The sequence below is a fragment of the Chryseobacterium turcicum genome (assembly GCF_021010565.1).
GTDB lineage: Bacteria > Bacteroidota > Bacteroidia > Flavobacteriales > Weeksellaceae > Chryseobacterium > Chryseobacterium turcicum.
In genome coordinates, this window is record NZ_JAJNAY010000001.1 from 2289712 (window position 1) to 2308249 (window position 18538).

Consider the following 18538-nt stretch of genomic DNA (forward strand, 5'->3'; position numbering starts at 1 on the left):
ACCGCGATTGCTCAGATTTTCTTGATAATAGAAATTTGGTTAATCATCATAAGCAACTTAATAAAATTAAAAATCTCCGTATGAAAAAAATAATTTTGACTGCCTTTTTAGCTACTGCATTGATTAGTTGTAAAAAAGAAGCTGAAAAAACGGATGAAAATATCGGTGTGACAGATTCTACAGATATTCAAAATACTCCAGAAGCAGCAAATGTTTCATTAAAATCGTTGTCTATACCAGAGACTGCTGATTTTTTACAAAAGAAAAACGATACCTTATACGTAACCAATTTTTTTGCGACTTGGTGTGGACCGTGTGTAAAAGAAATTCCTCATTTTAAAAAGAAAATAGAAGAACTGAAAGACCAACCTGTAAAAATTACTTTTGTAAGCCTAGACCAAAAAGAAATTTGGAACACTGAAGTTCCTCGTTTTACAATGCAGCACGGAATTCAAAATCATACTGTTCTTTTAGACGGACAGCTTTTAGACGACAGCTTTTTTAAAAATAATTTTAAAGAATGGACTGGAAATGCAATTCCGTTTACGTTTATGAGAAGAGGTGATAAAACAGACGAAACGTTGGGTATGATTAGCGAAGAGCAACTCAACGAAAAAATTTCTACTCTTTTGAAATAAAAGTTAAGCAGTAATTCAAAATGTCTAAAAAATTTAAAATCCTGTGTCTATTTTTAGTAATCGCAGTTATTTTGACAGCGCTCATTAATCTGAATACAGGATTTTTAACTTTAAATCTTCAGGATTTCTTTCAGGATTCCACCAACAGTCAGATAGCAGAAATTCGTGTAAATAGGGTTTTAGTGATGCTTTTGGCGGGAATTTCAATTCCTACCTCAGGTTTTCTCATGCAGGAATACTTTCAGAATCCTCTTGCCGGACCTGATATTTTAGGAATTACCTCAGTTGCCAGCTTATCGGTTGCATTTTATATTTTCTTTTCCCATAATATTTTCCTGCCAGAATTTTTGCAAAACAGTTTTCTCAGTTTATCGGCAATTATCGGGAGTTTAGTCTTGATGCTCGTTTTACTGTCAATGTCGAATAAATTTCAGGATAAATCATATCTTATTATTTTCGGTTTTCTGGTTTCAGCTTTTGCAGGAGCTATTGTTTCTCTGCTTCAGTTTTATGCAGAAAATCAAAGCTTAAAAAACTATATTTTATGGTCTTTTGGAGCTAATAATATGGTGTCGAGAAATCAGATTATTGTTCTTTCTGTTTTAGTTTTTATTGGATTATTTATTTGTTTTAAAGCTATAAAACCATTAATTGGAAATTCTCTGGGAAGTTCATATGCTCAAAGCTTAGGAGTTAATTTAAATCATTTGAAGTTGATGATTATTGTTGCTTCTTCTCTACTTTCAGCCTCTGTTACAGCGTTTTTAGGCCCGATATTATTTATTGGAATTATTGTTCCTCATTTCTGCCGATTAATTTATAATCCTTCAAAACTTTGGCAACAATGGATTTTGAATATGTTTTTAGGAATGCTCATGATGTTATTCTTTTCAATCATTGCCGAAAAATCACAAATCCCATTAAATGTAATAAGTTCAGTTTTCGGAATTCCTGTAATTTTAATGATGCTTTTAAAACAGAATAAAGTGTAAATGTTGGTATTTCGCAAAGGCGCAAAGTTTAATTATAAAAGTGTCTGTTTTAAGGCGCAAGGATTTTATCTTTGATAAAATTTAAGGCTGTAAAATATAAGTGATAAAATAATTTCAATATTGGTTGAAAATCTTTGATTTTCTTGCGCCTTAAAAACAGTATGAAAATTTAAAAATTGCGCCTTTGCGAAATACTAACAATAAATAATAAACAGACAACACAATGACAGAGAGGATTGCTATTGAATTTCCAATCTAATCTATTCAAAAATGGAGTTACAAGAATTGTGAATTTTTTATAAATTAATCCGTACGAAAATTTGACTTTGTCAAATTCCTTACGCCTTAAAAACACTATTTTTGTAAAAGAAACTTTGCGCCTTTGCGATAAACCAACAAAATGCACCTACAAATAAAACAAGCCAATATAGGCTATGACAAAACCTTAATTTCAAATGCTAATACATCTTTGAATTTGGGAGACGTTTGCCTGTTAATTGGTAATTTTAATGATGCTTTTAAAACAGAATAAAGTGTAAAGGTTGGTGTTTCGCAAAGGCGCAAAGTTTAATTATAAAAGTGTCTGTTTTAAGGCGCAAGGATTTTATCTTTGATAAAATTTAAGACTGTAAAATATAAGTGATAAAATAATTTCAATATTGGTTGAAAATCTTTGATTTTCTTGCGCCTTAAAAACAGTATGAAAATTTAAAAATTGCGCCTTTGCGAAATACTAACAATAAATAATAAACAGACAACACAATGACAGAGAGGATTGCTATTGAATTTCCAATCCGATGTATTCTAAAATGGAGTTACAAGAATTGTGAATTTTTTATAAATTAAGCCGTACGAAAATTTGACTTTATCAAATTCCTTGCGCCTTAAAAACACTATTTTTGTAAAAGAAACTTTGCGCCTTTGCGATAAACCAACAAAATGCACCTACAAATAAAAAAAGCCAATATAGGCTACGACAAAACCCTCATTTCAAATGCTAATACATCTTTGAATTTGGGAGACGTTTGCCTGTTAATTGGAAATAATGGTGTTGGTAAAACTACTTTAATTAAATCCATTCTTCATCAAAACCCTTTATTGAGCGGCGAAATTTTAATTAATAATAAAAATATAAAGGATTTATCGGTAAAAGAAATTGCTGAAAATATAGCTATTGTTTTTTCTAAAGCTGTCATTCCGCAGAATTTTACGGTTGAAGATTTAATTTCTTTAGGGAAATACATTTATTATCCCTTTTATTTTGAGCTTAAAAAAGAAGACCGGGAAGAAGTTTCAGATATTATTACAACATTAGATTTAGAGCAATATAAAAACACACCTTTAAAAAACCTTTCCGACGGAAATCTTCAAAAAGCATTTATTGGTAGAGCATTAACACAGAACTCTCCTATTATTATTCTCGATGAGCCAACAACCCATTTGGATGAAAAAAACAAAATTATCATCCTAAAAACACTCCGAAAACTTGCCAAAGAGCAGAATAAATTAATTTTACTTTCTTCCCATGATTGGCGTTTGGCAAAAGAATTTGCAGACAAAATTTGGTATGTTAAAAATCAGGAATTATTTTCAGGGATTGTAGAAGATGTGTTACTAAAGCATGATGAGTTGACCAATGCATTTTTATTTCAGGTGAATGAAAATTTTGTAGCACCTTCTATTATTTCGCCCGAAATTCAAAAAGAAATGTTGTACTCATTGTTGCAAAAAAACTTTCAAAAAGACCTTTCTTTATTTCAATTTGAATATAACAATACATTTTGGGAGATTTTTTATAAAAATGAAATCTTCAAATGCGAATCTTTTGAAGAAATCGTAAATTTAGTCTCAAAGCTTCATTAATTCATTCTTTTACTTATTTATTCTACATACTATGCATGCATAGTATTATGCTTGTCATACATTTTAAAGATCTTTAAATCAATCTGTTAATAAATTTTAATAGTATTTAATGCTATGCATGCATAATATTTGCTACATTTGATAAAACCGATAAGCAAAAAATATGATGGATAATAATAAAGAGAAAACAGAAAACGTAGACCTCATTCTAAAGCAGACTTGGCTGGCTGTTTCAAAAATGTATACTGAACTTGCCCAAGAACATGATTCTACAGCAGTACAAGCCCTAACTTTATTGAAAATTGACCCTAAAGAAGGCACAAGAAGTACCAATTTAGGTCCTAAAATGGCAATTGAGCCTACATCTCTTACAAGGATTATTAAACTCCTTGAAGACAACGGATATATCTATAAAGAAAAGACAACCACAGATAAAAGAGAAGTTATCATCAAGCTTACCGATAAAGGATTAAGCTCAAGAAACATGTCGAAAGAAGTGGTAGTAAATTTCAACAAAAAAGTGATGGAGAAAATAGCTCCTGAAAAGTTGGAAACCTTCAAGGAAGTAATGAGTGAAATCATGAAAATCGCTGCCGACTTAAATCATAGAAAATAAAAATCACATCTCTTGAAGCGTGGTAAAATTTGAAAAATTTTAAAGAAGTGATTTAAATAAACTTCAATAAAATTTTTTGAAAATATAATTTTAATAAATAACTAAAATAAATATTAATGAAAAGAAGAATCAAACACGTTACGGTATTAGGTTCAGGAATTATGGGAAGTGGTATTGCTGCGCATTTTGCCAATATTGGTGTGCAGGTTTCACTGCTCGATATTGTTCCGTTTGAATTGAATGAAGCCGAACAGAAAAAAGGTTTGACCAAAGATGACAAAGCCGTTCGTAACAGAATAGCTTCAGAAAACTTTGAAAAACTGAAAAAATCGAGCCCTGCACTACTCTATTCTCCGAAATTTGCGGAGCGTATTAAAGTTGGAAATTTTGATGATGATTTAGCGAAAATAAAAAACACAGACTGGATTATTGAAGTGGTTGTCGAAAGACTTGACATCAAAAAATCGGTTTACGAAAAAATCGAACAGTTCAGAAAACCTGGAACTTTAGTTTCTTCAAATACTTCAGGAATTCCAATTAATATGTTGGTGGAAGGAAGAAGCGACGATTTTAAACATTATTTTGCAGGAACGCATTTCTTCAATCCTGTAAGATATCTTCCTCTTTTAGAGATTATTCCAACAAAAGATACGGCACCGGAAATCATTGATTTCTATATGAATTACGGAGCAAAATTCTTAGGTAAAACAACAGTTCTAGCAAAAGATACTCCAGCATTTATAGCTAACAGAGTTGGAGTTTTCTCCATGATGGATTTGCTTCACAATGTCCAAAAATTAGGTTTAACGGTCTCTGATGTAGATAAATTGACAGGTCCTGTAATCGGTCGTCCAAAATCTGCGACATTCAGAACAGCCGATGTTGTTGGTTTAGATACCTTGGTAATGGTTGCCAATGGCGTTCGTAATAGCGGTGTTGAAACAAATAATTTCAATGATGTTTTTGCGCTTCCAAATTACATCCAGAAAATGGTTGATAATAAATGGCTAGGTTCAAAAACTGAGCAAGGTTTCTATAAAAAAGTGAAAGGTACAGATGGTAAATCTGAAATTCACGGTTTAAATCTCGACACTTTAGAATACGAACTTCAAGGAAAATCTTCTTTCCCGACTTTAGAATTAACTAAAAATATCGACAAACCAATTGATAGATTTAAAGTCTTAATTGGTGGAAAAGATAAAGCGGGAGAATTGTACAGAAAATCTTTAGGTGCGTTATTCGCGTATGTTTCGCATAAAGTTCCTGAAATTTCTGATGAAGTTTACAAAATCGACGATGCCATGAGAGCTGGTTTCGGTTGGGAAAACGGACCGTTTGAAATCTGGGATGCTGTTGGAGTTCAAAAAGGAATTGAATTAGCTACAGAAGCTGGTTATGAAGTTTCAGATTGGGTGAAAAACATAGAAAACTTCTATAAAGTTAATGACGAAGGACAAAGTATTTACGTTGATAAAAACTCTGGTGAATACAATAAAATTCCGGGTCAGGATGCTTTCATTATTTTAGATAATATCAGAAAAAATAAAACGCTTTGGAGTAATTCGGGAGCTGCAATCGAAGATTTAGGCGACGGAATTATCAACTTCGAAATCCGTTCTAAAATGAATTCTCTTGGAGGCGAAGTTTTAGATGGATTAAACAGAGCGATTGATTTAGCTGAAAAAGAATATGACGGTTTAGTGATAGGAAATCAAGGCACAAATTTCTCTGTTGGAGCTAATTTAGCAATGATTTTAATGATGGCAATCGAGCAAGATTGGGATGATTTGAATATGGCTATTGCATATTTCCAAAAATCGATGATGAGAGTTCGTTATTCTTCAATTCCTGTCGTAGTCGCTCCTCACGGAATGACGCTTGGTGGTGGTTGTGAAATGACCATGCATGCTGACAGAGTTGTCGCAGCCGCAGAAACGTACATCGGATTGGTAGAAACCGGAGTTGGTGTAATTCCTGGTGGTGGTGGTACGAAAGAATTTGCTTTGAGAACTTCAAGAGAATTCCACAGTGATGATGTGAAAAACAACCGTCTTCGTGAAGCTTTCATGAATATCGCAATGGGTAAAGTAGCAACTTCTGCTTACGAAGCCTACGATATGGGAATTCTTGAAAAAGGAAAAGACATCGTAGTTGTTGATAAAAAACGTCAGATTGCAGAAGCCAAAAAAGTGACAAAACTATTAGCTGAACAAGGCTACACACAACCTATCGAGCAAACTGTAAAAGTGTTAGGTAAGGACGCTCTTGGAATGTTCTACGTTGGAACCGACCAAATGTTAACCGGAAATTTTATCTCTGCACACGACAAGAAAATTGCCGATAAATTGGCAAATGTTTTAGTAGGTGGAAATCTTTCTGAACCAACAATCGTTACCGAACAATATTTGTTGAATCTTGAGAGAGAAACGTTCTTACAGCTTTGTGGTGAAAGAAAAACTCTAGAGAGAATTCAGTTTATGTTGCAGAAAGGAAAACCGTTGAGAAATTAATAAGGAGAGCTCCGTAGGAGCGAACTGTTAATAGCAGAGTAATTTTAGAAAAACGTTGAGCCTCGTAGAGGCGACCTGATAATAGAAGACCACGTTAATTTTATGGCAAATACATACACCCAAATTTATATTCAAATTGTTTTTGCTGTCAAAGGAAGACAAAATCTGATTTCAAAAGAAAACAGAGAAGAATTACATCAATTTATTACAGGTATTGTTTCCAATAGAAATCAAAAATTATTCGCAGTTTTTGCAATGCCTGATCATGTTCATATCCTCGTAAGTATGAGTCCTACTTTTTCGGTTTCAGATTTAGTAAGAGATCTTAAAGCAGGTACTTCAAAGTTTATTAATGAAAAAGGATGGATGAATGGGAAATTTAATTGGCAGGAAGGTTACGGTGCTTTTTCTTATTCTAAAAGTAGTGTAGATTCTGTTGTAAAATATATTTTAAACCAAGAAGAACATCATAAAAAGAAATCATTTAGAGAGGAATATTTAGATTTTATGTCAAAATTTGAAATTGAATATGATTCGAAATATTTATTTGAATGGATGGATTAACAGGTCGCTCCTACGGAGCTCCGCAATTGCAAAACAATAAAAAGCTATGAACAGTTTACCTCTACGAGGCAAATAATTCTCAAAACAATTTAATTAAACAAAAAATATGAAAACAGCATATATCGTAAAAGGATTTAGAACAGCGGTGGGAAAAGCACCTAAAGGTTCACTTCGCTTCACTCGTCCCGACGTCATGGCGGCAACCGTAATTGAAAAATTAATGGCTGAACTTCCGCAATTAGACAAGAATAGAATTGACGACCTTATCGTAGGAAACGCAATGCCCGAAGCTGAACAAGGCTTGAATGTCGCTCGTTTAATCTCTTTAATGGGATTGCAAACTGATAAAGTTCCAGGAGTTACCGTAAACAGATATTGCGCTTCAGGAAGTGAGGCAATTGCGATTGCTTCTGCAAAAATTCAGGCAGGAATGGCTGATTGTATTATCGCAGGAGGTACAGAATCCATGTCTTATATTCCGATGGGTGGTTATAAACCGGTTCCTGAAACGGAAATTGCTAAAACAAATCCTGATTATTATTGGGGAATGGGTTACACCGCGGAAGAAGTGGCTAAGCAATACAACATTACAAGAGAAGAGCAAGACCAGTTTGCTTTTGAATCTCATATGAAGGCTTTAAAAGCTAATGCAGAAGGTAGATTTGCTAACCAGATTGTTTCGATTCCTGTTGAATATAATTTCTTGGATGAAAACCAGAAAATGCAGACTAAAAAGTTTGATTTTTCAGTAGATGAAGGTCCAAGAGCGGATACTTCTTTAGCTGGTTTGTCTAAATTAAGACCTGTTTTTGCCAATGGAGGAAGCGTAACTGCCGGAAACTCGTCTCAAATGAGTGATGGAGCAGCTTTCGTAATGGTGATGAGCGAAGAAATGGTAAAAGAATTAGGTCTTGAACCAGAAGCAAGATTAGTTGCTTATGCAGCTGCAGGTTTAGAACCAAGAATTATGGGAATGGGACCGATTTATGCAATTCCAAAGGCTTTGAAACAAGCTGGTTTAGAATTAAAAGATATCGATTTAATCGAATTAAACGAAGCATTTGCCTCACAATCGGTTGCGATTAAAAAAGAATTAGGTTTGAATCCTGATATTTTAAATGTAAACGGAGGAGCAATTGCTTTGGGTCACCCTCTTGGATGTACAGGAACAAAATTAACCGTTCAGCTTCTTGACGAAATGAGAAAACGTGGAAACAAATACGGAATGGTTTCTATGTGTGTAGGAACCGGACAAGGAGCAGCGAGTATTTTTGAGTTGCTATAAGACAATAAGAGAATAGACGGATAGATAATAGATTGTACACAAGAAATGATGAATGACTTTAAGAGACATAATTTCAAAAAGCTTAAAATTTGGCAAATGGGTATGGAATTATCAAAATTTACTTTAGACCTTACTGATACTTTTCCAGCCTATGAAAAGTATGGTTTAAAAAGTCAAATGGATAGGTGTTCAATCTCAATTCCTTCAAACATCGCCGAAGGTTCAAGCAGAACAAATAAGTCTTTTAGTCATTTTTTAGATATTTCTTTAGGTTCATCTTTTGAATTGCAAACACAAATATTGTTGGCAAATCACAGAAAATATTTATCTGAGGAAAAATGTGAAACCTTTGAGATTAAGATTGAAGAATTTCAGAGAGCAACAATGGTATTTCAGAATACGCTTAATAAAGACTAAAAAGATGATAGACGGATAGAAAATAGGCAAGCAAAATATAGTTTATAGACACCAAAAAGTCTATCCTCTATCCGTCTATTATCTAAAAGTCTAAATAACTAAAATTTAAAATAAACAATAATGAGCAACATAGTAAAAGGAGGAGAATTCCTAATCAAAGAAATCCTTGCAAACGAAATTTTCAGTCTTGAAGAACTGAGTGAAGAACAAAAAATGCTTCGCGATTCTGCGAAAGAATTTATAGATAGAGAAGTGATTCCGCATCATGATCGTTTTGAGAAAAAAGATTATGCATTGACTGAAGAAACAATGCGTAAATTAGGAGAAATGGGACTTCTTGGAATTACCGTTCCTGAAGAATACGGAGGTCTTGGAATGGGATTCGTGAGTACCATGTTGGCTTGCGATTATGTTTCTGGAGGAAACGGATCATTAGCAACAGCTTATGGAGCTCATACCGGAATCGGAACGCTTCCAACTCTACTTTATGGAAGTGAAGAATTAAAAAAGAAATACCTTCCGGATTTAGCGACTGGGACAAAATTCGGAGCCTATTGTTTGACAGAGCCGGATGCTGGTTCTGATGCAAACTCTGGAAAAACAAGAGCGAAATTGTCTGAAGATGGAAAACATTATATCATCAACGGACAAAAAATGTGGATTTCTAATGCAGGTTTTGCAGATACTTTCACTTTGTTTGCGAAAATTGATGATGATAAAAACATCACAGGTTTTGTGATTAACCGTTCAGAATTAGAAGATCCAAACAGCTTAACTTTTGGTGAAGAAGAGCATAAATTAGGTATTCGTTCGTCTTCTACACGTCAGGTTTTCTTCAACGATATGAAAATTCCTGTAGAAAATATGTTAGGGGAAAGAAATAATGGTTTCAAAATCGCTTTGAATGCATTGAATGTTGGTAGAATTAAGTTGGCTGCAGCAAATCTTGACGGACAAAGAAGAATTTTAAACCACTCTATTCAATATTCAAACGAAAGAAAACAGTTTGGGGTTTCAATTTCGACTTTCGGAGCGATCAGAAAGAAAATTGCAGAAATGTCAACCGGAGTCTTCGTAAGTGAAGCGGGATCTTACCGTTTAGCAAAAAATGTAGAAGATAAAATTGAAGAATTGGTTGCTGGTGGAATGGATCATCAACAAGCCGAACTAAAAGGGGTTGAAGAATTCGCTGTAGAAGCTTCTATTCTTAAAGTTTTCGTATCTGATCTTACTCAAAATACTGCCGATGAAGGAATTCAAATCTATGGTGGAATGGGATTCTCAGAAGATACTCCGATGGAATCTGCATGGAGAGATGCAAGAATCGGAAGAATCTATGAAGGAACCAACGAAATAAATAGACTTTTGGCGGTTGGAATGCTAATCAAAAGAGCAATGAAAGGAGAATTAGATTTACTTTCTCCGGCAATGGCAATCAGCAAAGAATTGATGGGAATTCCGTCATTCGAAGTTCCGGATTATTCTGAATTGATGAGCGAAGAAAAAGCGATTATTGCTAATTTGAAGAAAGTATTCTTAATGGTTTCTGGAGCTGCTCTTCAAAAATATATGATGGATATTGAGAAACAGCAACATTTACTATTAAATGCTTCTGAAATTCTTAACCAAATCTACATGGCAGAATCTGCTATTTTAAGAGCTGAAAAACACTTCTCTGCTGATTCTGTAGAAGCTGCAATGGCTCAGTTAAACCTTTACAAAGCGATTGACAAAATCATTGCTGCAGCTAAAGAAGGAATTGTTTCTTTTGCAGAAGGTGACGAACAGAGAATGATGCTTTCAGGTTTAAGAAGATTTACAAAATATACAAATAGTCCGAATGTAGTCGCTTTAACTGAAAAGGTAGCCGCTCATTTTATTCAAAAAGGGCATTATTAGTCTTTACAAATAAATTTGATTTCAAAACGTCTCAATTATTTGGGACGTTTTTTTATTGCTTCAAAACAACAAATTTAGGATAGAATTTCATCCTATTTTCATCTTTTAGAGGTTAAGCAAAATAAATTATCGCTTTATAATAATTTTATTTTATCATTGCAGAGATATTTAATTTAAGATAATAGACTAATGAGAGTTTCTTTAATAATAATTGCAATCGCTTCTTCCATTTTTGCCAAAAGCCAAGTGATGTATCATACACCGGCTGGAAAAGATTCTTCAATTGAAGAAAAAATTTACGGCAATAAAGAACCCTACGAACAAGCCGAAACATTTCCTCAATTTAAAGGAGACATTACTCAGTTTAAAAAAATACTTTTTGAAAAATTAGATCTTAAAAGATTTAATGATAGTAATGAAATTTACTTTTCTGAGCTTAGTTTCATTATTGAAAAAGATGGCTCTGTAAGTTCTATAAAAGCAGAGGGTGACGAGAAAGAATTTAATACAGAAGTAATTAACGCATTTAAAAAAATGAAAACCGAATGGATAGCTGCAAGAACTACAAACTGGGAGGTTCGGTATCATGTAAGTGTTCCTGTTACTTACAGTAAAAATAAAATGGGCAAAGGCAACAGTGGTAAATACAGGTTTTTTGGAGATAAAAAAATAAGTACCCTTGAAATATTCACTGCAGTAGAACAGAAACCCGTTTATACAAAAGGTGATTTTAAAAATAATATACGTTCAAAAATTGGAAATCTTGCAGATTCTTATCCGTTTACAATGACTTTTGTGGTAGAAAGAGACGGGCAATGTTCTAATTTGAAAATTTTTGGGACAGATGAAGAAAAAAATGAAAAATTAAAAAGAGTAATTTTGCCGATAAAAGAAATCTGGATTCCTGCTAAAGTTAGCGGACAAATTGTGAGATGTAAATATGGAATTAATTTTCCTTGAGAAGTAATAAATAAACGTTTTCAGTTGTCTTATAATAATACATGGGTTTTTGAAACGTTACAATTTAAATCTAATTAACATTTAAGACAATGAAACTATTATTAATATTTACCTTATTAAGCTCAATAACTATTACGGCACAGGTTTCTATAAGAAAACCTTTGAAAATAGATTCTACAGCGTTTCCGAAATTAGAAAAACCTTTTGGTATAGTACCTTCTGGCGTTATCAAATTTGACAGTTCAATAGTTAATTTATACAAAATACCAGTTGCAAAACCTCAAAATCCTGAAATTTATTCTAGTTTAAAGACTCCTAAAAAAGATTCTACATTACATAAAATACCAAATCTTCTGGATATAGCCAAACCACCAAAGTTAAGTGTGAAATAAATTCATTAACATTTAGAATTGTTGATAAAATCTCTTAAATTTTTCTTGAAAAACATCAAATTTATCTGAGCTGTTTTATATTTTTGTATTCTATTTTTCTAAAAGAATGACAAAAGAAGAACTTTTATATAAAGCCATAAAAATTGCCGACAAAGCACACAAGGGGCAAAAAGATAAGTATCATGCTCCATACATTGCTCACGTAATGCGTGTAATGGAATATGGTAAAACAATGGACGAGAAAATTGTTGGTGTTTTGCATGATGTCGTAGAAGATCATCCTGAAGAGTTTAGCTTTGAATATTTAAGATTTGAAGGCTTTCCTGAATACATCCTTTTTGCAATAAGCTGCCTCACAAAATTTGATCCCGAAGAAGTTTATGATGATTTTGTAAAAAGAACCGAAAGATCACCTCTTGCTGTCGCAGTAAAGCTTAATGACCTTCGCGATAATATGGATTTGAGAAGGGTAAACCGAGAATTAACTTCTAAAGACATTCATCGTTTTAATAAATATTTAAAAGCATATCGATATTTATCTGATAAATATTAATACCTGCTAAAATTTTATAATTCTTGCTGATTTTACAGATTAAAAACTTAGTTTAATCGGTAAAATCAGCAAGTTTTTTTTAGATTAGTCTGCTCCTGGGAAATGGTAAGTTTTGTTATCATTATCAGTACCATCGATATTGATGTTTAAAGCTAAATAAAGAAAATGTACGTTTTTATTTCCTTTTGCTTCAAACTCTCGCTGCCACAAATAACCACCTAACACTCCAAAGTTTTCATCAATTTGGTATCCCAAACCACCATACACTCTATTTCTTGCAAATGAAGGTTTCATTGGAGTAACTACAAAAATTTCGTCATAAACATTGGCAAAAAGGGTTCCTGGAGCTATCTTTTTAGCATTTAAAGGTACCGAAACATTTAAACGGTAACGGTATCGCATTCTTTCAGAGTTTTTATCAGTTTGTGGCTCATAAAACCATGACTTTTCTGCACGGAATCTGTTTTCAAATTTTACGACTCCACTTTTGAAATCAATTACATCCTGCAGCCAAATACGAAATTCTTCTTTGTTAATTGCGTGGTCTTTGTAAGTCGCATATCGACCTAAACCGATAAAAGGTTTATGATTTTTGGTAAGATTATATCCTAAACCTCCTTTTATTTCGTAATAATCAGGATAAGTGTAGTCTTCAATACCTCTCAATTGGCCTTCAGCATAAAGGAAAAATTTTGGGTGAAATTTATAGGTTAGAGTCAAGGCATTGAACGAGGAAATATGTTCCTGTGCTTTGAAAACACTTAAACTGAAAAGTAAACTTAGGCTTAAAATAAATTTCATTTTAAAAAATTTTTGCAAAATTATACCATTTAACTATTCCGTAATATTAAGTTTACTTAATATTAATATTGTACGAAAAACCAATGTGAAACCACCTTTGAGGCATAGGCACCCCAAACGTTTCCGTATATTCTGAATCGGTTACATTGTTGATTAATGCATACACCGAAAAATCTTTTTTATTAAAGCTTAGTTTTTCATCCAACAGATGATAACTTCCCAAATTCATTCTGTCGTTATATCTGTAAACCAATTCGTTCGTAAAATATTTAAGGAATTTTGTCTGAAGTTTTGCAACAAACTGATGTTTCAGATTGTCTAATGCATAGCGGGAGTTTAAGTCATTTAAATCTTTCAACTTGTTATCGATGTACGTGTAACCTACTGTATATTTCATCCAGTCGAAAACTTGATGCCCTACTTCCACTTCAATCCCTTTTGTTTCTTTATTTCCGATATTTCTTGAGTACCAAACAGGGTCTTGTAGAGAATTTTTAATCCAGTCGATAGAATTATTAGAGTCTCTGTAGAAACCGCTTAGTTTTGCTAAAATATTTTTGTTCTGATACTGATAACCAATTTCTGCATATACTGCATTTTCAGGAGTCAGATTTACATTTCCCTGCTCAGTTTTGCTTGAATAATAAAGGTCTGTAAAAGTAGGAACTCTGTGAACTTTTGAAATACTTCCAAAAAATTTATTGTTCTGATAAAATGTGTATCCAACATCTAATCCAGGGTAAAAGAAGTTACCGTTGGTAGAATAGTTGGCCCAAGAAGCTCCCGGACTAATATTTAATTTTTTGTCAAAAAACGAAAAGTGATGCTCAAAGAAAACCTGCGTTACAAAACGTTCTCTATCACCTAGATTATTGCTTGCCAAGAATTCTTTTCTTAATTCAACCCCTAAACCTGTGGTTCCTAGGCTTGATTGGTAGCTTGAATTAACTTCTCCACCTACATTGTTCCCGATATGCATATTTCTATAAATCTCAGGCTTTTCTCTGTTAAAAAGATACATATCTTGCCCTCTTCTCCAATAAACATTAGAGTTAAGTTTAAGTTTTCCAAAAGTTTGCTGATGAGCAACACTTATAATTGACGCTTGTAATTCTTCATATTGTTCTGTAGCTTGTGGTGAAGAATAAAATCCGTTGGCGCCAAATTTCTTTTCAGAAAAACCAGCTTGTAATCTTATGTCACCGTTTTTTATCTTCAACTGATTTTGATAGAAAACATTTCTGATTTCAAAATCGGTATTGTGTCTGTAGCCTTGCGATGAATTTGAATTTGCCTGCAATGAGTTTGAAAATTTTTCGTTCCCCAGATTGGCATTAAATCCGAAACCATACGTCTCATAATCTCCTGCATTGGCACTTATTTTCACACTTTTACCAATCTGACTTTTAGTAATAATATTAATGGCTCCAGCATAAGCATTTTGCCCGAATCTTCTTGCTGAAGGTCCTTTAATAACTTCTATTCTTTCAACATTATCCAAATCAACAGGAACATTTAAAGAGTTATGTCCGGTTTGAGAATCATTCATCCTTATTCCGTTGATAAGAATTAAAACCTGCTCAAAATTGCTTCCACGGAAACCTACATCACTCTGCACGCCGTTTGCTCCTCTCCTTCTGATATCCATCCCTGGAATCTGTTGCAAAATTTCATCAATACTTGTAGCTGGAGAGCTCAAAATATCAGCTCGTGTGATGATAGAAATATTCTGATTGGCATTTTTGTAGGTAGTTGCAATAAATTTTCCTTGGATTTCAACAGAGTCAATTTCCAATGTTTTTACCTGTGCATTTAATGCGCAAAACGTCGCGAGAAAAAATACAGTTCCGAGATTCTTATTCATAACACTTCTTAGTTTATTTTGAAGTTTCCAAAATTAGGAGACTTTCGCAAGACCAAAAAATGATAGATATCATAAAAAAGACGCATATTTCATGCGTCTTTTTGGGTTTGGGAAACCTTTTTTATCTTTTTTTCATGAGATGTGTAATAAAATGTTTGAAAAGTGTTCTCATTTTTTATTACTTATTTCGTTCTGCAATTTTACACGAAAAACAGGTGAAAAACAAGTAATATTGATAGAAATATGATGTTTTCATGCTCATTTAGCACCTAAAATAGAAGAGCTTGATTTATAATAATTTAAAATATCTTTATTTGTATCGATAAAGTTTTAGTCTAGAATTCTTTTGAGAAAATCCGGCAAAAATTCGTATTTTTGTTAGTCTTAATTTTACTATGGCTTCAACAACAGAAATAGATATTAAAAAACAGGTTTTCGTTAAAAACGCACACCTTAACAACCTGAAACATATTGATGTTTTAATTCCAAAGAATAAACTCATTGTCATAACGGGGGTTTCAGGAAGCGGAAAATCTTCTTTAGCTTTTGATACAATTTATGCAGAAGGGCAGAGAAGATACGTAGAAAGTCTCAGTTCTTATGCGCGTCAGTTTTTAGGGAAATTAGAGAAACCTAAAGTTGATGACATCAAAGGTTTAGCACCTTCTATTGCTATTCAGCAGAAAGTAATTTCTTCAAATCCGCGGTCTACAGTAGGAACTTCTACTGAAATCTATGATTATATGAAACTTCTTTTTGCAAGAATCGGGAAAACATATTCTCCGGTTTCTGGCGATGAGGTGAAAAAAGATTCGGTTACTGATGTTATAGATTATATTAAGAGTTCTAAAAATAAAGTTCCGTTTTTACTCACTTCACCATTGAATTTTGATGTTGAAACTTTTACAGATACTTTAAATGTTTTAAAACTCGCAGGCTTCACCAGATTAGAAGTCAGTGGGAATCTTGCAGGAATAGAAGATTTGGAAAGTTTTGGTTTCACTCCTGAAAAAGGAATGGAAATCAATTTGGTGATTGACCGTTTTTCGTATGAAGAAGATGAAAGTTTTCTTCAACGTTTAGCAGATTCTATTCAGATGGCTTTTTATGAAGGTCGAGGTTATTGTTCATTAAAAAATACTGAAACCGGAACTGTAAAAAATTTTTCAAATAAATTTGAGCTCGATGGAATAGAATTTCTTGAGCCCAATGTTCATTTTTTTAGCTTTAATAATCCTTTTGGAGCTTGTCCGACTTGTGAAGGCTACGGAAAAGTAATCGGTATTGATGAAGACTTGGTTATTCCAAACAAAGCTTTATCAATTTTTGAAGACGCTGTAGCTTCGTGGAAAGGAGAAACCATGAGCGAATGGAAAAAAGACTTCATTAAAAAAGCAAACGATTTCCCTATTCATAAGCCTTATCATCAATTAACAAAAGAGCAGAAAAACTATCTTTGGAAAGGTGATGGCAAAAGCAGCTTTCCTTCTTTGAATAATTTCTTCAAAATGCTTGAAGAAAATTTATATAAAATTCAGTATCGTGTAATGTTATCTCGTTACCGCGGTAAAACACTTTGTCCTACTTGTGAAGGTTTACGTTTGCGTGAAGAAACAAGCTGGGTAAAAATTGACGGAAACAATATTCAATCAATGATTGAACTTCCTTTGGATGAACTTTTACCTTTAATTCAAAGCTTAAAACTTTCAGACCACGATAAAGAAGTAGCTAAAAGATTATTATACGAAATCACAACTCGTTTAGAATTTTTATTAAAAGTAGGTTTAGGTTATTTAACGATTAACCGAACCTCAAATACTCTTTCTGGTGGTGAAAGCCAGAGAATTAACCTGGCAACAAGCTTAGGAAGTTCTTTGGTAGGTTCTATTTATATTTTAGATGAACCTTCTATTGGTTTGCATTCCAGGGATACCGAAAATCTAATTGGAGTTTTAAAAAACCTTCGTGACATTGGAAATACAGTGATTGTTGTTGAGCATGATGAAGATGTAATGAGAGCTGCAGATTACATCATTGATATTGGCCCTGAAGCTGGATATTTGGGTGGTGAACTGGTTTTTGCAGGCGATTATGCAGCATTGAAAGATGCCGATACGCTGACTTCAAAATACCTTACCGGAAGATTAGAAATAAAAGTTCCTGAAAAACGCAGAAAAGCAAAAGAATTTATTCATATCAAAGGAGCACGGTCAAATAATCTAAAGAACATTGATGTAGATATTCCTTTGGAAAGTTTAGTCGTTATTTCCGGAGTTTCAGGAAGCGGAAAATCGACTTTGATGAAAGAAATCCTGACCAATGATATTCAGATTCAGTTGGGAATGGGAGGTAAAAAAGGAGATTACGATTCTGTAGAATTTCCAAAAAAGCTGATTAAGCATATTGAATTAATTGACCAAAATCCGATTGGAAAATCGTCCCGTTCAAACCCAGTAACATACCTGAAAGCTTATGACGATATTCGTGATTTGTTTTCTAAGCAGAAAAGTGCCAAAATGATGGGCTACAAGCCGAAACATTTTTCTTTCAACGTTGATGGCGGAAGATGTGACGAATGTAAAGGAGAAGGTATCATCAGCGTTTCGATGCAGTTTATGGCAGATATCGAGCTTGAATGTGAGACTTGTAAAGGAACCCGTTTTAAAAATGAAGTTCTGGAAGTAAAATTCGATGAGAAAAACATTTCAGATATTCTTCACATGACGGTGGATGAAGCATTAGATTTTTTCAGAGAAAATAAAGAAGATAAAATCGTCACAAAACTGACTCCGTTACAAGATGTTGGTTTAGGATATCTACAGTTGGGGCAGAGCTCTTCTACCCTTTCTGGAGGTGAAGCGCAACGTGTAAAATTAGCTTCTTTCCTTGTAAAAGGGATAACAACCGATAAAACGTTATTTGTTTTTGATGAGCCTTCTACAGGATTGCATTTCCACGATATTCAGAAACTATTAAAATCTTTGCAGGCTTTGATTGACTTAGGACATTCTGTGATTGTAATTGAGCATCAACCGGATATTATGAAGTGCGCTGACCACATAATCGACATCGGCCCCGAAGCCGGAAAATACGGTGGAGAAGTTGTTTTCGCAGGTACTCCGGAAGATTTGGCAAAGAATAAAAAATCGCATACAGCGAAGTATATTGCTGAGAAATTGTGATA

General features: G+C 33.5%; 16 protein-coding genes. 14 read left to right on the plus strand and 2 right to left on the minus strand.

Annotation, left to right across the window (positions count from 1 at the left end):
- Positions 1-80: 80 nt before the first annotated feature.
- From LO744_RS10445 to LO744_RS10500, 13 genes are all read left to right on the plus strand, one after another.
- Positions 81-638, plus strand: a complete 558-nt coding sequence (locus LO744_RS10445; protein ID WP_230669207.1) for a TlpA family protein disulfide reductase — start codon at positions 81-83, stop codon at positions 636-638.
- 20 nt (positions 639-658) lie between these two features.
- The gene (locus LO744_RS10450; RefSeq protein WP_230669208.1) at positions 659-1630 is read left to right on the plus strand and encodes a FecCD family ABC transporter permease; all 972 of its coding nucleotides are present in this window, start codon (positions 659-661) and stop codon (positions 1628-1630) included.
- 400 nt (positions 1631-2030) lie between these two features.
- A complete protein-coding gene (locus LO744_RS20380) occupies positions 2031-2162 on the plus strand; it encodes a hypothetical protein (protein ID WP_262908704.1) in 132 nt (43 codons plus the stop codon).
- A gap of 407 nt (positions 2163-2569) precedes the next feature.
- Positions 2570-3493, plus strand: coding sequence for an ABC transporter ATP-binding protein (locus tag LO744_RS10455; RefSeq protein WP_230669209.1), 924 nt, complete (start codon positions 2570-2572; stop codon positions 3491-3493).
- A 166-nt stretch (positions 3494-3659) separates the two neighbouring features.
- Positions 3660-4109, plus strand: a complete 450-nt coding sequence (locus tag LO744_RS10460; protein WP_230670530.1) for a MarR family winged helix-turn-helix transcriptional regulator — start codon at positions 3660-3662, stop codon at positions 4107-4109.
- 116 nt (positions 4110-4225) lie between these two features.
- A complete protein-coding gene (locus LO744_RS10465) occupies positions 4226-6619 on the plus strand; it encodes a 3-hydroxyacyl-CoA dehydrogenase/enoyl-CoA hydratase family protein (protein WP_230669210.1) in 2394 nt (797 codons plus the stop codon).
- A gap of 102 nt (positions 6620-6721) precedes the next feature.
- Positions 6722-7183, plus strand: a complete 462-nt coding sequence (gene tnpA, locus LO744_RS10470) for an IS200/IS605 family transposase (protein ID WP_230669211.1) — start codon at positions 6722-6724, stop codon at positions 7181-7183.
- Positions 7184-7289: 106 nt separating this feature from the next.
- A complete protein-coding gene (locus LO744_RS10475) occupies positions 7290-8468 on the plus strand; it encodes a thiolase family protein (protein ID WP_230669212.1) in 1179 nt (392 codons plus the stop codon).
- Between the two features lie 48 nt (positions 8469-8516).
- Positions 8517-8885 carry a four helix bundle protein gene (locus LO744_RS10480; RefSeq protein ID WP_230669213.1) on the plus strand — a complete coding sequence of 123 codons (369 nt, stop codon included), beginning with the start codon at positions 8517-8519 and terminating at the stop codon, positions 8883-8885.
- Between the two features lie 120 nt (positions 8886-9005).
- Positions 9006-10784 carry an acyl-CoA dehydrogenase family protein gene (locus LO744_RS10485; RefSeq protein WP_230669214.1) on the plus strand — a complete coding sequence of 593 codons (1779 nt, stop codon included), beginning with the start codon at positions 9006-9008 and terminating at the stop codon, positions 10782-10784.
- A gap of 189 nt (positions 10785-10973) precedes the next feature.
- Positions 10974-11744 carry a hypothetical protein gene (locus LO744_RS10490; RefSeq protein ID WP_230669215.1) on the plus strand — a complete coding sequence of 257 codons (771 nt, stop codon included), beginning with the start codon at positions 10974-10976 and terminating at the stop codon, positions 11742-11744.
- A gap of 89 nt (positions 11745-11833) precedes the next feature.
- Positions 11834-12136, plus strand: coding sequence for a hypothetical protein (locus tag LO744_RS10495; RefSeq protein WP_230669216.1), 303 nt, complete (start codon positions 11834-11836; stop codon positions 12134-12136).
- A gap of 106 nt (positions 12137-12242) precedes the next feature.
- Positions 12243-12689, plus strand: coding sequence for a phosphohydrolase (locus tag LO744_RS10500; protein ID WP_230669217.1), 447 nt, complete (start codon positions 12243-12245; stop codon positions 12687-12689).
- An 84-nt stretch (positions 12690-12773) separates the two neighbouring features.
- Here LO744_RS10500 and LO744_RS10505 read toward each other — a convergent pair whose 3' ends face one another.
- Together LO744_RS10505 and LO744_RS10510 are read right to left on the minus strand one after the other, a co-directional pair.
- The gene (locus LO744_RS10505; RefSeq protein ID WP_230669218.1) at positions 12774-13490 is read right to left on the minus strand and encodes a DUF2490 domain-containing protein; all 717 of its coding nucleotides are present in this window, start codon (positions 13488-13490) and stop codon (positions 12774-12776) included.
- A 52-nt stretch (positions 13491-13542) separates the two neighbouring features.
- On the minus strand, positions 13543-15354 hold the full coding sequence (locus LO744_RS10510; protein WP_230669219.1) for a TonB-dependent receptor plug domain-containing protein: 1812 nt from the start codon (positions 15352-15354) through the stop codon (positions 13543-13545).
- Positions 15355-15749: 395 nt separating this feature from the next.
- Between LO744_RS10510 and uvrA the strand changes: the two genes are divergently transcribed.
- On the plus strand, positions 15750-18536 hold the full coding sequence (uvrA, locus tag LO744_RS10515) for an excinuclease ABC subunit UvrA (protein ID WP_230669220.1): 2787 nt from the start codon (positions 15750-15752) through the stop codon (positions 18534-18536).
- Positions 18537-18538 lie beyond the last annotated feature (2 nt).

Bases quoted from the DNA above. Each gene is read 5' to 3' on its own strand.
- tnpA (WP_230669211.1), top strand. From the start codon at position 6,722: ATGGCAAATACATACACCCAAATTTATATTCAAATTGTTTTTGCTGTC.
- LO744_RS10450 (WP_230669208.1), top strand. From the start codon at position 659: ATGTCTAAAAAATTTAAAATCCTGTGTCTATTTTTAGTAATCGCAGTT.
- LO744_RS10460 (WP_230670530.1), top strand. From the start codon at position 3,660: ATGGATAATAATAAAGAGAAAACAGAAAACGTAGACCTCATTCTAAAG.
- LO744_RS10510 (WP_230669219.1), bottom strand. From the start codon at position 15,354: ATGAATAAGAATCTCGGAACTGTATTTTTTCTCGCGACGTTTTGCGCA.
- LO744_RS10445 (WP_230669207.1), top strand. From the start codon at position 81: ATGAAAAAAATAATTTTGACTGCCTTTTTAGCTACTGCATTGATTAGT.
- LO744_RS10480 (WP_230669213.1), top strand. From the start codon at position 8,517: ATGAATGACTTTAAGAGACATAATTTCAAAAAGCTTAAAATTTGGCAA.
- LO744_RS20380 (WP_262908704.1), top strand. From the start codon at position 2,031: ATGCACCTACAAATAAAACAAGCCAATATAGGCTATGACAAAACCTTA.
- LO744_RS10490 (WP_230669215.1), top strand. From the start codon at position 10,974: ATGAGAGTTTCTTTAATAATAATTGCAATCGCTTCTTCCATTTTTGCC.
- LO744_RS10475 (WP_230669212.1), top strand. From the start codon at position 7,290: ATGAAAACAGCATATATCGTAAAAGGATTTAGAACAGCGGTGGGAAAA.
- LO744_RS10455 (WP_230669209.1), top strand. From the start codon at position 2,570: ATGCACCTACAAATAAAAAAAGCCAATATAGGCTACGACAAAACCCTC.
- LO744_RS10465 (WP_230669210.1), top strand. From the start codon at position 4,226: ATGAAAAGAAGAATCAAACACGTTACGGTATTAGGTTCAGGAATTATG.
- uvrA (WP_230669220.1), top strand. From the start codon at position 15,750: ATGGCTTCAACAACAGAAATAGATATTAAAAAACAGGTTTTCGTTAAA.
- LO744_RS10500 (WP_230669217.1), top strand. From the start codon at position 12,243: ATGACAAAAGAAGAACTTTTATATAAAGCCATAAAAATTGCCGACAAA.
- LO744_RS10505 (WP_230669218.1), bottom strand. From the start codon at position 13,490: ATGAAATTTATTTTAAGCCTAAGTTTACTTTTCAGTTTAAGTGTTTTC.
- LO744_RS10485 (WP_230669214.1), top strand. From the start codon at position 9,006: ATGAGCAACATAGTAAAAGGAGGAGAATTCCTAATCAAAGAAATCCTT.
- LO744_RS10495 (WP_230669216.1), top strand. From the start codon at position 11,834: ATGAAACTATTATTAATATTTACCTTATTAAGCTCAATAACTATTACG.